Origin of the sequence: Fluviicola taffensis DSM 16823, from assembly GCF_943372375.1 — a bacterium.
GTDB classification, from domain to species: Bacteria; Bacteroidota; Bacteroidia; order Flavobacteriales_D; family Crocinitomicaceae; genus Fluviicola; species Fluviicola taffensis_A.
Map to the genome: position 1 here is coordinate 122216 of NZ_CALRYJ010000001.1, position 14524 is coordinate 136739.

Genomic DNA, 14524 nt, shown 5'->3' on the forward strand with positions numbered 1-14524 from the left:
TTTTATCTCTGTTCCGATCAGAATCCTCTCTTCTTCTTTACTTCTGCTATGCAATCAGTCAATTGTTTTTTATCAGCAAAGTATACGGTAATATTCGTTTCCTTAAATGTTTGGGCTCCCGATTTTTCATAAACAGTGGCTTCCACTTTATCCAAATCAGTTAAAATATTGCACGAATACATTTCACCGTATGTATCCAAATGCTCAATTTTAAATACATTATCCGTAACAACTTTTGCGGACACTTTACGAACTGTCAGTTCACGCACTGTTCCGTCACCTCTCTTTGTCAAAACAGTAGAATACAGGTAATAATCCACTATTTTTTGATGGTATTCCAGCGTAGTTCCATTAATCTGCATTGAAAAACACTTCGGTCCTTGAATGGTGATCGATTTACCGTAAAATTTGATTACTTCCTGAGCTTTCAATAGGTTAAAACTCAATAAACACAGGCTTAAAAGGAGAATTTTCATAGTTTTCATTTAAATTGTAGACTACTAAGTAAGCAAAAAAAATCACTCTTTCACATGAATTTCTCCTTCATTTACCAACGATTCCCCGTTCATTCTCAAAAAGAGTTGGATCAATGCAATCACATCTTTCTCACAATAAATGCGGATGCGATTCAAATCATTTTCTTCGTAATAAACCCGTGCAACATCTGCTCCCGAAATATCATCTTTCGGAGTTGGGATCTTAAAGATATGACACAACAAGGCTAAGCTGGTGTAAGCTTTGTAATCTCCGAACTTCCACAATTCCATCGTGTCCAGGTGCTGGATTTCCCAAGGTTTTTTACCTGCAATATTCAATACATTCGGCAATCCGATTCCATGAATCAACAACCTGCGGCAAATGAATGGAATATCAAATTCCTTTGAATTATGCCCACACAACACGTGTTTCGGCGTATTGTAATTATTCTCCAGCAAGCGAACAAATTGTCTCAACAAGGTTTCTTCATCCTCGTGTGCAAATGAGGTCATTCGAATCGATTTTCCTAAAGAGGATTGATGCACAAATCCGACAGAAATACAGACGATCTTGCCAAACTCGGCGTAAATCCCGGCTTTCTCATTGTAAACATCTGCTTTTGTTTTGTCTTCTGTCAGAAAACGGGCATTCTTCGAATCAAATAACTTAGTGGTTTCTGCATCTAAATCTGAATAGTGGTAAACTTCCGGAACAGTTTCAATGTCTAAAAAAAGAATCTTGTCCAATTGGGTTAAATCAAGCATAAAGTTTTCGTTTTCCATTTAAGTTATGTAAAAATATCATTTCCTCGAATGTCTTTTTCCTAATTTTTTTCGAAATAAATGCATTTTTTGTGCTTAAGGAATTTCATTCCTTACCTTTGTACTCCATGGCAGAAGAATTATTTATCGCTCAATCCACAAAGAAGGAAAAGTACACCACTTTGCTTCCTCAGGTCAAGGCATTATGCACCGGTGAACCGAATTTGGTTGCCAATCTGGCGAATGTCACCTCTGCGCTCAAAATGACCTTTGATTTCTTTTGGGTCGGGTTTTATGTCGTTGAAAAAGAGGAGTTGGTGCTCGGACCTTTTCAAGGACCAATTGCCTGCACGCGGATTGCTTATGGAAAAGGTGTTTGTGGTTCTTCCTGGAAACAAGATGAAACACTTGTCGTTCCCGATGTGGAAGCTTTTCCCGGTCATATCGCATGTTCCAGTGAAAGCAAAAGTGAAATCGTGGTTCCTATCCGGAAAAACGGTCAGATTATTGCTATTCTCGACGTCGATAGTGATCAATTGAATGATTTTGACGAGATTGATGCAACTTATTTAAATGAACTTTGCGAATGGCTCGGTACTCACTGTTTTTAGGACTTTTGCTTTTCTTGGCCGGTTGCGCCGAGATTGTTCCTTTGACGGGTGGTCCATCCGATAATCGCGCAGCTCTTCCTGTGGATGGAACTCAGAATCCCGAACAGGGTGCTTTGCACGTGAGTCAAAATGAGCTGAATGTCAAGTTCAATGAATTCTTCACCTTAAATGATCCAACCAATACTGCGGTAATGAATCCAAACGCAGGGAAGTTGGAAGTCACTTCAAATAAGCGCGACCTATCCATCAAATGGGATGGTCCACTTCAGCCAAATACGACCTATATCATCCAATTGAACGGAACCATCCGGGATTTGAATGAAAAGAATGATACGATCCATCAATTTGTATTCTCGACCGGTGATCAGATCGATTCCTTGAAAATCAATGGTATTATCACTGACGGATTCACGAACAAACCGTCCAATGCTTATACGATCGGATTATATGATTCATTGAAAGACCCTTACAAAAATGCTCCGGTCTATATCTGTAAAAGCAACGATAAAGGTCAATTTGAATTTTCCTATCTGAAAGCGGGCGAGTATCAATTATTTGCTTTCTTTGATACTAACAAGGACCGACTTCCAACCATCGGGGAAGACATTGCTTATTCTTCCAAACTAATTGCAAGCGGCGATAGCACTGCTTTTTCCCATATTCTTGCTTCGAAACCGAAAAATCCGGTAAAGCAATTGCAACTCAAAGTACTCAATCCGGGAACATTTTTTGCGTCCGGGAAAGAAATCAGCGAATCAAGCCTGACAATCAATTCGCAACCCGTGCAGATCATCAAACGATTTGCAGCGGATTCTATTCTGGCTGTGCTTCCGAGCAGTCCAAATGAAGTCTATACCTTCATTGACGGGACAGATACCATTACAAAGATTATTTCCCTAAAAGACCGCAATAAGAATTTCTTCGTTTCAAGTAAGATTTACAAAAATGCCTGGACACTAGGTGATACCTTACTTTTCGAGACCAATGAATTCATTGAGAAAATCGATACTTCACTGATTATCGTGGAAGACAAAACAAAATTGAAAGTCAAATACGATGCGCTTTTTTCCGGTAATCAGGTTCGGATCATTCCAAAATCCGCCATTGCATTCGATATGATCGTGGATTTCAAAATGGGAGCCTTGCGAGGACTTACCAACGTGAATGACTCCATCAAAGTAGAACTGAAAACCTATCGAACATCTGATCTTTCCAATCTGAAATTGAATGTAGAAAGTCTCAAAGGTCAATGGGTCATCCAACTGATGGACGGTTCAAATGCAATTCGCACATTTTTTAAATCAGAAAGTGATTCTGTTGTCAATTGGAACAACCTGATTCCAGCTGTTTACCAAATCCGTTGCATCCGCGATGTGAACGGAAATGGAAAATGGGATATGGGGATTTGGGAAACAAAAGCACAACCGGAAGAAGTAGTCCGTTTTGACCTGAAATCCAAACTGAGACCGAACTGGGATATCGAAGAAACGCTAGAACTGAAACCCAATGAGTGATTCCTTTGAAAAAGCCTTTAGTAAGTGGAAGATTTATCTCGCTTTATTTTTAGGTCTTTCAATTTCGGGAGGAATACTCATTTACAGCTTTACCCGATCCGAGTTTCACGAAGTGGAAAAAGGGACAGGCGATTATATCTGGAAAGACACCAACCACAATAAGCGCATCGATTATTCAGATCCGGAGGAATTCATAGCTGTCCCGAATGGGAATTTCGAGCAAAAAAATGCCTATCAGGTACTTTCGGATATTTCCTGGAATAGCACTACTTTTTTTTGGATCTTTTTGGCACTCTTAGGAATGGTTGGTCGGGATTTGGGCTATATGATCCGGATTCGGATCCTGACCAAAAACCAGCTTACCTGGACCCAATCCTTCCACGTTATCATGATTTGGGAATTTGCTTCCGCACTGGCACCTGGAGTCATGAGTGGTGCCACTGTTGCCATGTTCATACTCAACAGGGAAAAAATTGCTTTGGGAAAGGCAACGGCAATTGTCATTTTAACCGCATTCCTGGACAATTTATTCTATGTTATCATCATTCCGATCCTGTTTCTATTCATTCCATCCGGGAAATTATTTCCAAGTGCAGGAAATGAATCCATGATGGCTGTTTTCTGGACAGGTTTCTCCGTATTTGCTCTCCTGTGCATCGTACTTTTTTCAAGCATTGTCCTTTATCCGAAATTGGTCTTCAAACTCCTCACCTTCATCACCCGGATTCCACTTTTGAAACGTTTTCAAGCAGGTGCGGCAAAGACAGGAAACGATGTGAAGACAACGGCGATTGAAATGAAAAAGGAACCTTTCTCCTTTTGGTTAAAAGCATTTGGAGCAACCGTTTTCTCCTGGTCCTCCCGTTTTTTAGTGATCAACTTCATCATGCAGGCATTTTTAAGCTTGGGTTTTCTGCAACAAACGCAAATCTTCACCAAGCAATTTGTATTGTGGATGTTTCTTCGGATCTCTCCAACACCGGGAGGTAGCGGAGTTGCTGAATGGGCGTTTGGAGAATTATTGTCCGAATTCAGTACCAGTATCGTCCTTCTTGGAACAATGGCTGTATTGTGGCGTCTGATCTCCTACTTCCCCTATTTGATGATCGGATCCATCATTCTTCCGCGTTGGTTGGCGAGGCAAGGGAAGAAGAAAGACTAAATCGTTTAACAAGGTCTATAAAAGCCTTTGTTTTTCGGATAATATCGTTATCTTTGCGCTCTTAAAACGGTCAAAATCATGTCTTACGGCGTCAAAATTTTTGCAGGAAGAGCATCGAAAGTGCTTGCAGAACAAATAGCTACCAAGTTTGGTGCTGCCTTGGGTGATGTAAAAGTTACTGAATTCAGTGATGGTGAATTTCAACCGTCATTTGAAGAAACAGTGCGCGGTCAGGATGTATTTATCGTTCAATCGACTATGCCTCCAACAGAGCATTTATTTGAATTGTTGTTGATGGTCGATGCTGCAAAACGTGCTTCAGCCCGTAAAATCATTGCAGTGATTCCTTATTTCGGCTTTGCACGTCAGGACCGTAAGGATAAACCAAGAGTCGCTATCGGAGCAAAATTGGTTGCGAATATGTTAATGGCAGCAGGTGTAGACCGTGTCATGACAATGGACTTACACGCAGATCAAATTCAAGGTTTCTTTGAAGTTCCGGTGGACCATTTATTTGCATCAACTTTGTTTTTCAATGAAATGAAGGCTTTGGATAACGGAAACCTGATTATGGCTGCTCCGGATGCAGGTGGTGCAAAACGTGCCAATGCTTATGCTAAGAAATTGGATACCGGATTAGCAATTTGCCACAAACACCGCAAGAAAGCAAATGAAGTTGCAGAAATGACTGTAATTGGAGATGTTGCCGGAAAAGATGTAATCTTGGTGGATGATATGTGTGACACAGCAGGAACTTTAACAAAAGCGGCTGAGTTATTCATTGATAAGGGGGCAAAAAGTGTTCGTGCATTCTGTACACACGCCGTGTTGTCAGGACCTGCATTGGAACGCATCAATAATTCGAAATTAACAGAGTTGATCGTTACAGATACGATTCCGTTAAAAGAGAAAAGTGACAAGATTCGTGTCATTACCGTAGCTGATCTGTTCGCAGATGTGATCGACCGCTTGGTTAAAAACGAATCCATTAGTGCGCATTTTATAATTTCATAAGAGTCAGCCACGGCTGACTGATAAACAAGATTCACGCAAGTGGATAAAACAAATAGTAAATAAATAACAAAAATGAAAGTAGCACAATTGAGCGGTTCGCCTCGCGCGAACGTAGGGAAGAAGGATGCTAAAGCTTTGAGAGACTCAGGCTTGGTTCCATGCGTTCTTTACGGACAAGGAACACAGACACATTTCTCTCTTCCTGACATCAAAGTTGAAAAATTAATTTTCAATCCGGATGTATTTAAAATCGAATTGGACATCGATGGCAAAAAAGCTGATGCGATTATCCAGGAGATTCAACAAAATCCTATTACGGATAAAGTGGTTCACATTGACTTCTTGGAATTAGATGCTAAGAAACCGGTTAAAGTGGCATTACCAGTTCGTTTGACAGGAGCTTCTCGTGGTGTATTAGCGGGAGGTCGTTTGATGCAGGTTTTCCGTCGTTTACGTGTAGTTGGTCTTCCGGCAGATTTGCCTGAGGCTATCGTAATTGACATTACTAAATTGCGTATCGGTCAATCTATCCGTGTGAAAGATTTGGAAAATGATGGTTTAACTATCTCTGAAGCTAAAAACGCAGTTGTAGTATCTGTTAAAATGGCTCGTGGAGCATCGAAAGCTGCTGAAGCGGATGATGAAGACGAAGAATAAGATTCTATTGAACTTTAAAACGAAACCCGTTGATCCATGGATCAACGGGTTTTTTTATGCTTAAAATCTGATCCCATAAAAAAAGCCACCTCTGTTTTTACACGAAGATGGCATAACTAACATTAGATTTAGGAGTAGGTTCTAATATCTTTCCCTACTTAGGTAAGACCAAAGTTGGCAAGTATATTTGATTTTCACGCTCTCGTTTTTCTATAAAGCAGTTTTCAGTTTTTTAAACGTCAATTTTGAGTAAAATCGATTTAGGAAATTTCCGATTTAACGCTTCAATAGGGACATTTGGCTTCTGTTTTCCCCAACCGTATAGGATAGTTGATAAACGCCACTCGCCAAAGAAGTCAAATCCACATCTGTTTGTTCAGAATACAGCTTTTTCTCTAAAATGATTTTTCCCAAACAGTCTGTCAGAACCATCATCCCTCCTATTTCATCTGTTTCAATGGTCAACCAGTCTTTAACCGGATTCGGATACAAATTCAATTGAAGATTATTCAAATCAGAAATACCCGCCAAATCGATCACATGGATGGCTTGACTCAAGGTATCCTCCGGACAAGCATCATTTACAGCGATTAGTTGTAGTTCAAAAACTCCACTGTTTGTATAACCATGCCATGGGTTTTCATCCTGACTCTGTGTCCCGTCTCCAAAGTTCCAGGCATAGCCGTTCGCGTTCAGTGAAGAGTTGGTGCAGTTCAGAATTCCACCCGGCAAATACAAGGTATCCTCATTGACGGTAAACTGCGCACTTGCAGGTAAACTCACCAAAATGTCTATCAACTGCTGAACAGTATCAGAGGTGTTTGGTCCGTAAGCAATCAATTGAACCTGATAGGAACCCGAACTTGGGAATTGTACCTTAGGATTCACTTGATTACTCGTACTTGGAAACCCACCCTGGAAGGTCCACAAATAACTGGTACCATCAATGGAGGTATTCTGAAAAAGAAGTGAATCTGTTGAGCAGACATAGGTATTCTGAAGTAAGAATGAGGCGTTCGGAGGATTTGTAGGTTGTACAACAGTTTGTCCGTTTGAAGTCATAACACTGGAAAAAGTACCTGCTCCATTCTCGGATTTAACCGAAACATAATAAGTAGTTCCTGTCAATAGACTCAAACCGCCGATGCTCGCGCTGGTATTCCAATAGTTATTGGTCCATGAAACGATATCAGTGGCTCCGGGAGTTGTTCCGATTGCCACCCAGTAATTCGCAATATCTGAATTCGTATCAGAAGATATTGTCCAATTCGCCTCCAACATGGAGTTATTTGTCGTAGTGGAAGCATCAGCAGCCTGACCGTCATTGACAACCTGAATCGCTGACGGAGTGGTCCAGTCGATTTTAACATCCTGAGAAGAAATCGCAGATAAATTTCCGGCAACATCCTGAACGATTGATTTGACCCGTCCGGCAGCAGTTGAAGAATTAGGGCTCTCATAACGCATATCACCACCCGAACCAACAGCAATGGAAGTACTGGAGCTTCTTGAGCGATAAACTCTCAAATCATTTACTTTGTAAACACAGTTCCCCGTTCGGAAAGAAATGTAATTTCCGGTTGTTAGAGGAGTTGGATCCGTCCATGTTCGCGATAACACATTGTTTATATAAACCTGATGCTTTCCGGTAATCCGATCGTAAGCAACTTTGTAATCATACCATTGATCCGCATTAAAATCATACGCAACTTCATCGACTAAACTATAGGTATCATTCGTCACTTCATAAATCTGAATTTTGTCGCTATCCAGACGGAAGAATACAAAATAAGAATTGCCTCTGTTTGGCAAAGTCGGATCGCTGCAGAAATAATGTAAACCAGCTCTGCGGTTAGTCCCTGTCCCGGACATTGCTCCGGACCAATGATACAAATAACGATTACTCAAATTACTTGTAACGCCAGCCCAAATATTCGAATTCCCATTGCTCTCATCACTGTGCATCAAATTTCCCGAACTCAAAGCCCAAACTCCCGATTGGGATGTCCAGCTAGTATGAATTGCAGATTGATCAAAGTTGTCATTGAAAAATCCCTTCGCGGAATTTGACCTCCAATCACCTGCATTATTATCTGTCACCTGATAAAAGGATTTATCAATTCCACTACCTCCGGAATTATCCGTATCGACATAAGTAGCTGTAAAATCCTGTGTTATCCAACTTCCAGGAACACTAACAGTTGTCATTGGTGCAATTGCATCCCCCAAAGCAGGATTCGTAATAACACTTGTCCAATTGGCAACCCATCCTGCAGCAGTTGTAGCGCAATCACTCCGGAATTCAATTAATAAAGCTCCACTGGATGAAGTAATTGTTCCGGGAGAACTGGTTCCCGTATACGTTCCGATTAAGGGCGCACTGTTAGTTGCTCCATCATAGATGTAGAGGTAATCCCAATTTGCTTCCAGGGAAAAACTCGAAAAACTCAATGTAACTGAACTCGCATTTGCAGGTTGAATCAAGGTAAAATAACGTTGATCATTTGCATAATTTGCTCCGGAACCACCTGTATCTGTAAATGTGCCACTGGCAGCATTCAAGGTATTTTGTGTCGGATTATTATTTACCAATTGATAATAAAGTCCCCAATTCCAATAAATTCCCGGATCGGTATGGGTTTGATTCGGAAAGTGCTGATGTCCTTTTATCTTGATACATCCTCCCAACACATTTGCACCACTGGTAGCCGCACCTGAAAAGGTTCGCAACGGACTGATCCCGTAACCACTTTGACAAATATCCCGCGTAATTCCGGCAGAAGCATTATACAATGCCGTTGTATACCATTGTGATTGGCTCACATAACCTTCATGCTCATAGCCTATCGTATATGGATTTTCCGACCCAACATGCCATGCCTTATTCGCCTCCAGAACCATTTGTGTTACCTGACCGTCTGATGAACGAACAACATAGTGGTATGAAACACTCGAAGAACAGTTTTGAGACCAGGAGATCGCGCCGGCATAAGTTCCCTGAATCGTATGAATCGTTATTGCAGAAATGGCTGTTCCGCTTCGGGAACTAAAATTACAGGTTGGAGCCGGGTTCCAAATCGCCGGTGCATATTCTGTAGACTTTTGAGTGCTTTCCTTCTCTTTTATATGATAGATAATTCCGGAATTTGACCGGATACCTTGCTCCGAAAAAATGACTTTTTGGGCACTCAGAACACTTAGATTTTCAGCTCCAAAAATAGCAGTCAAATCAAATTGATAGTTAGGAAAATGATATCTCGCAGCGTTCTCATTGGAATTCAGGAACTGAAAGAGTTCATACAATTCAGCATCCCGGGCATACTTATTTACACGACCCGAATCTGATAAATAAGAAAGTCTGCCGAAAATTTCCTTCAGGGAACTCTGAAGCGACATTCCTTTCAATTCGGTCATATATCCATCCACCGCCTTTGCGAAGGCCGTGATTTCCATGGAAGGATTTTGTCTGATTTGTGACAATGGAATTCCCGAAAGCTGAGAAACCAATTTCATGTTCTCCTTGAAATATCCCTTCCCTTTCGCCACCATCCCCATGAAACCATGAGATTTTGGCAATCCGGAACAGGATTCCATTTCAGCAGTCGTCAGATAGGACATTCTCGTCTGAGTGAACGAAACAGCTTCCAAAACACCCTTCGGAATAGCCGGATAGGATTGATAAGCTTGTTGACAATAATTCTCAAAATCAGCGTTTGACTGAGAAAACGAATGGAAGCCAAGTAAACAGCTTGCGAATAGTAGAAGTCTTTTCATAGTGTTCCTTTTCAGTAGTAAAGAATTAAAGATATTCAATTCTTTATACACCTGAAAATCAATACACAGGAAAATGGATTTAGTAATCCAAATTTAACAATTTGAACAAGGATTACTCATGAAAAATATGAATCCACAGTACGCGGGAAGCCCTAAAGTTGAAAAACATGGATAAGATCAGGACCACGAGCATCAATGCAAAAAGCCATCCCAAAGGCAGAAACCAGGTAAAGATTAAAAACACAGGTAAGAGTTCCGCAATCGCTAAGCCATAACTGATGTACATCGCTCCGAAAAAATACCCCGGTTCCTTATCGAAACGGTAATTACATTCCGAGCATCGTTCATACATCTTAGGCGCTTTCAAATGAAGCAAGGATCCATTTGTTTCAAAGATTTTACCCTTTCCGCATATCGGACAAGATCCGCTGAGTATCGCTTTAAAATTTGACATCTCTTTTTTTCTACAAAGTTAACCCATCCAATTCCCTCATTCACTATTCTTTGTCACCAATAATTATACTATTCAGACATTTTCATATCTTTAAACATGAATTTACCGCGGCTTCCCATAGAAAAATTTGACGAAAACGGCTTACTACAAGCTTTTTATGTGAATCGCTTTTCGGAACATCTGAAAAAACACCATTCAGACATTAACCATCCGCACAAACACGATTTCTACCTGACCGTGTTTTTTGAGAAGGGAAAAGGAAGACACGATATTGACTTCACTTCCTATCCGATTCAACCCAATAGCATCTTTTTTCTTCAACCTGAACAGATTCATCATTGGGAATTTGAAGAGGAAGCCGAGGGTTGGATCTTCTTTCATTCAGAGGATTTTTACAAATTGTATGTCACCCATTTCGAATTGTTCCAATGGCCTTTTTTCCAATCAAGGGATTCGAATCCGGCTTTGATAGTTAACGAGAATACAGCGCTGATCTTACAACAACGGTTTACGGAGATTTTTGCCGAATACAAGGAGAACACGAAACATTCATTCCTGAAAATCGCCAGTTTAAGTCAGCTGGTCTATGCGGATTTAGCCCGCATTTATTCCGACCAAACTTCCGGTTCTATTCAAAAAAACACCTTGTATCAGAATCATTTTCACCGGTTTGTAAAACTGCTTGACGAAAAATACACATACCAAAAGAATGCTTCTTTTTACGCTTCCGAACTGGCCATGACTACCAAACATCTACACCGGATCTGTTTAAGCTGTACAGGGAAAAGTACCTCTCAGCTCATTGCTGAACGATTGGTTCTGGAAGTAAAACGGAAATTAGTGAGTGAGTCGAAAAGCATCCAGGAAATTGCAGACGAATTGGGCTTTGACAATTACCCTTATTTTCATTTATTCTTTAAGAAACATGCCGGAGAAACACCAAAGGAATTCAGGGAGAAGAATACTTAAAGCAAAAATGCATTTCGACTACGCTCAATGACCTTTTTACTTTAACTCTTGATTTATCCAATTGGTGACTGAGCGCAGTCGAAGTCCCAATTCGCAATTCGCAATTCGTAATTATCAAGTTAGCTTATCCGTCAGGATCTTCATTTCAATCACCGGAGAGATTTTCTCGTACAAGATATTGTAAACCGCCTCCAAAATAGGCATTTCCACCTGGAATTTCTTGTTGATTTCCTTTACACATTTCGTTGCGTAATATCCTTCAGCAATCATATCCATTTCCAATTGAGCTGTTTTTACGGAATATCCTTTTCCGATCATATAACCGAATGTACGGTTTCGGGAAAATTTAGAGTATGCCGTTACGAGTAAATCGCCCAGGTAGGCAGATGATTTCACATCGCGGTGAATTGGACTCACTTCATCAATAAAATTCTCGATTTCCTGAATTGCATTTGCAATCAAAACAGATTGGAAATTATCTCCGTAGCCTAAACCTGCACAAATTCCTGAAGCCAATGCATATACATTCTTCAGAACTGCAGAAAGTTCGGTTCCGAATAAATCATCCGAAGTGGTTGTTTTAATATAGCGACAAGCAAGTAAATCTGCCATTTCTTTAGCAATTCCTTCATGTTGGCAAGCAACGGTTAGATAAGACAATCGCTCCAAGGCCACTTCTTCAGCGTGACAAGGTCCGCAAATGATTCCTATGTCCTTGTATGGAGTTCCAAATGTCTTATGAAAAAAACGCGCCGGAATGGCATTATATTCAGGTACAATTCCCTTTACCGCAGAAAAAACAATTTTCCCTTTGAATAAATCCGGGGTTGTTTCCTTGAATAGATCCACCAGAAAGGCAGAGGGTGTTGCAACTATCAGTACATCGGATCGTCTAATGATCGCTTTTAGATCATTTGAAACATGGATCTGATTCAAATCAAATTCAACAGATTGCAAATAAGTCGGATTGTGCTTGTATCGCATGATATGAGCAACCTGATCTTCCCTTCGAACAAACCAATTTACCTGTGCAAAATTATTACACAATATCTTCACCAAAGCAGTTGCCCAGCTACCTCCTCCAATGACACCAACGGTTTTCATTCGCTTACTCATAGTCTTGGCAAATGTACATATAATTCTCTTCGTTGTATTCAAACAAGCTCTTTCGAATCGGGAAAATAATTCGTTATGCAATCTAATAGAAAGCACTATCTTTGCTAAAAAAATTTATGGCAGAAGTTTCTCGTATTTCTACAAACAAGGCGCCGAAACCGGTCGGATTGTATCCTCATGCACGCAAAGTTGGCAACCTGCTTTTCCTTTCGGGAGTTGGTCCAAGGGTAGCAGGCTCCGATGATATCGATTCCGCAGTTCCAGGTCTGAAGTTGGATAAAAACGGGAATTTCATGGAGTTTGATTTTGAAGCACAATGCAGAAGTGTATTTGACAACGTACGCATCATCTTGGAAGAATCAGGATCAAGCTGGGACCAGTTGGTGGATGTGACCGTGTTTTTAGTGAACATGAAACGTGATTTCCATGTTTATAACCGCGTTTATGCAGAGTATTTCAAGGATAATCTACCTTGCAGGACTACGGTGGAAATCAATTCGCTTCCAACTCCCATCGCTATCGAATTAAAGTGTATCGCAACAATTGATTAAATAAAATTATGATCGGATTCGCTATTCGCAGTTTAATAGCTGCAGGACTATTATTTTTAACAGGTTATTCTTTTTACACAGGTTATTGGGGCTGGGGAATTTCCCTAATCATTCCACTGGCATTGGTAATTCTTTCTTTCATCTACAATGAAAATCTGGCATTCACGCTAAATCACATGCGTGCCGGAAATCAGGACAAAGCACAGAGAGCGATCAATCGCATCACTTCTCCGCAATTCTTACCAAAACGCCAGAGAGCATACGTTATTTATATGCAAGCTCTTTTGAATGCACAGGCTTTACCACATGTGAAAGTGGAAGGAATGCTGCGTCAGGCAATGCAATTGGGTCTTAAAAGAGGTCACGACAAAGCAATGGCGCGTATGCATTTGGCAGGAATTTGTGTTCAGACAGGACGCAGACAAGAAGCCGTAAGTCTTTTAGCAGAAGCAAAAAAGATGGACACTACCGGAATGTTGAAAGACCAGATCAAAATGATGCAGGGTCAGATGCAGAATGCTCCTTCTAAAAATCAGATGCGTATGGCTCAGATGATGGGTGGCCGCAAGAAGATGCCTAAAATGCGTTAATCCTTCGAATGAAGTCATTTGCCAATTTTCCTGAAAACTACGAGCTAATTGATGCAGGTGGAGGAAGAAAATTGGAGCGTTGGGGAACAGTGACGACTATTCGTCCGGAACATCAAGCCTATTTTGGTGCCGTCCTTTCAAAGAAGGAATGGATGAACGTTGCTGATTGGGAATTCATTCCCAAGTCGGAAGGATCATTGCAAGGTGTCTGGAAAAAATTGAATCCACAAGCTCCCGAAGAATGGATTTTTTCAACTGCCGGACTCCGATTCAAATTACGGATTACAAACAATAAGCACCTCGGATTATTCCCGGAACAACAAATCAATTGGGAGTTTCTCTCCAATCATCTGAATGCTTCTAAACGTTTCCTCAATGCCTTCGCTTATACCGGAGCAGCATCCGTATTCGGAAGAAAAACAGGAGCCGAAGTGATCCATTGCGACAGTGTAAAAAACATGTTGGATTGGGGGAAGCTAAATCAAGCGGAATCCGACCTGGAAGGAATCAAATGGGTTCAGGAAGATGCCTTGAAATTTATCCAGCGGGAAGTCAAACGTGGAAACAAATACGACATTGTCCAACTGGATCCTCCAGCCTGGGGACTCGGATCAAAAGGTGAAAAATGGAAATTGGAAGATTTGCTGGGAACCTTATTATCCGAAGCGATTCAACTATTGAATAAATCAGGAGTTTTAATTCTAAATACTTATTCTCCGAAAATTGATGTGGCTGCAATCAATAAAATAAGTAAGGAATTAGCTATTCCTTTCAAACGCATGGAAAATTCCGAATTGTGGTTCAAAACAACAAGCGGCAAAGAGCTGTATTACGGAATTGTGACAAGGATTTATAAGTAAGCTGTGGCGCAAGC

Annotated in this window: 14 protein-coding genes; 9 read left to right on the forward strand and 5 right to left on the reverse strand. The window is 40.8% G+C overall.

Annotated elements, in window-relative coordinates; translation table 11 throughout:
- Window positions 1-17: 17 nt before the first annotated feature.
- Window positions 18-476, reverse strand: coding sequence for a hypothetical protein (locus AAG807_RS00485; RefSeq protein WP_341899790.1), 459 nt, complete (start codon window positions 474-476; stop codon window positions 18-20).
- 42 nt (window positions 477-518) lie between these two features.
- On the reverse strand, window positions 519-1241 hold the full coding sequence (locus AAG807_RS00490; protein ID WP_341900763.1) for a 3'-5' exonuclease: 723 nt from the start codon (window positions 1239-1241) through the stop codon (window positions 519-521).
- 125 nt (window positions 1242-1366) lie between these two features.
- Here AAG807_RS00490 and AAG807_RS00495 point away from each other — a divergent pair, with 125 nt between their 5' ends.
- The 5 genes from AAG807_RS00495 to AAG807_RS00515 all read left to right on the forward strand — a co-directional run bounded on the left by AAG807_RS00495 (window position 1367) and on the right by AAG807_RS00515 (window position 6196).
- Window positions 1367-1849 (forward strand): GAF domain-containing protein, encoded by a 483-nt coding sequence (locus AAG807_RS00495; protein WP_341899792.1) that lies wholly within the window; start codon window positions 1367-1369, stop codon window positions 1847-1849.
- Complete coding sequence (locus tag AAG807_RS00500) at window positions 1825-3363, forward strand: Ig-like domain-containing protein (protein ID WP_341899793.1); 1539 nt, start codon at window positions 1825-1827, stop codon at window positions 3361-3363. Before AAG807_RS00495 ends, AAG807_RS00500 begins: the two co-directional genes overlap by 25 nt.
- Window positions 3356-4525, forward strand: coding sequence for a lysylphosphatidylglycerol synthase transmembrane domain-containing protein (locus AAG807_RS00505; RefSeq protein WP_341899795.1), 1170 nt, complete (start codon window positions 3356-3358; stop codon window positions 4523-4525). Before AAG807_RS00500 ends, AAG807_RS00505 begins: the two co-directional genes overlap by 8 nt.
- 78 nt (window positions 4526-4603) lie before the next feature.
- Window positions 4604-5539, forward strand: coding sequence for a ribose-phosphate pyrophosphokinase (locus tag AAG807_RS00510; protein ID WP_341899797.1), 936 nt, complete (start codon window positions 4604-4606; stop codon window positions 5537-5539).
- Window positions 5540-5611: 72 nt separating this feature from the next.
- Window positions 5612-6196, forward strand: a complete 585-nt coding sequence (locus AAG807_RS00515; protein WP_341899798.1) for a 50S ribosomal protein L25/general stress protein Ctc — start codon at window positions 5612-5614, stop codon at window positions 6194-6196.
- A gap of 276 nt (window positions 6197-6472) precedes the next feature.
- On the opposite strand, the gene AAG807_RS00520 is transcribed toward AAG807_RS00515, so the two are convergent.
- Complete coding sequence (locus AAG807_RS00520) at window positions 6473-9970, reverse strand: N-acetylmuramoyl-L-alanine amidase (protein WP_341899800.1); 3498 nt, start codon at window positions 9968-9970, stop codon at window positions 6473-6475.
- A gap of 112 nt (window positions 9971-10082) precedes the next feature.
- A complete protein-coding gene (locus AAG807_RS00525; RefSeq protein WP_341899802.1) occupies window positions 10083-10424 on the reverse strand; it encodes a DUF983 domain-containing protein in 342 nt (113 codons plus the stop codon).
- Window positions 10425-10520: 96 nt separating this feature from the next.
- Here AAG807_RS00525 and AAG807_RS00530 point away from each other — a divergent pair, with 96 nt between their 5' ends.
- Complete coding sequence (locus AAG807_RS00530; protein ID WP_341899804.1) at window positions 10521-11393, forward strand: helix-turn-helix transcriptional regulator; 873 nt, start codon at window positions 10521-10523, stop codon at window positions 11391-11393.
- 114 nt (window positions 11394-11507) lie between these two features.
- On the opposite strand, the gene AAG807_RS00535 is transcribed toward AAG807_RS00530, so the two are convergent.
- Window positions 11508-12509 (reverse strand): NAD(P)H-dependent glycerol-3-phosphate dehydrogenase, encoded by a 1002-nt coding sequence (locus tag AAG807_RS00535; protein ID WP_341899806.1) that lies wholly within the window; start codon window positions 12507-12509, stop codon window positions 11508-11510.
- A 116-nt stretch (window positions 12510-12625) separates the two neighbouring features.
- Between AAG807_RS00535 and AAG807_RS00540 the strand changes: the two genes are divergently transcribed.
- Genes AAG807_RS00540 through AAG807_RS00550 form a run of 3 tightly spaced genes read left to right on the forward strand, consistent with a single transcriptional unit; the run spans window position 12626 to window position 14510 of the window.
- Complete coding sequence (locus tag AAG807_RS00540) at window positions 12626-13060, forward strand: Rid family hydrolase (protein WP_341899808.1); 435 nt, start codon at window positions 12626-12628, stop codon at window positions 13058-13060.
- Between the two features lie 8 nt (window positions 13061-13068).
- The gene (locus AAG807_RS00545) at window positions 13069-13650 is read left to right on the forward strand and encodes a hypothetical protein (RefSeq protein ID WP_341899810.1); all 582 of its coding nucleotides are present in this window, start codon (window positions 13069-13071) and stop codon (window positions 13648-13650) included.
- An 8-nt stretch (window positions 13651-13658) separates the two neighbouring features.
- Complete coding sequence (locus tag AAG807_RS00550) at window positions 13659-14510, forward strand: class I SAM-dependent methyltransferase (RefSeq protein ID WP_341899812.1); 852 nt, start codon at window positions 13659-13661, stop codon at window positions 14508-14510.
- Window positions 14511-14524 lie beyond the last annotated feature (14 nt).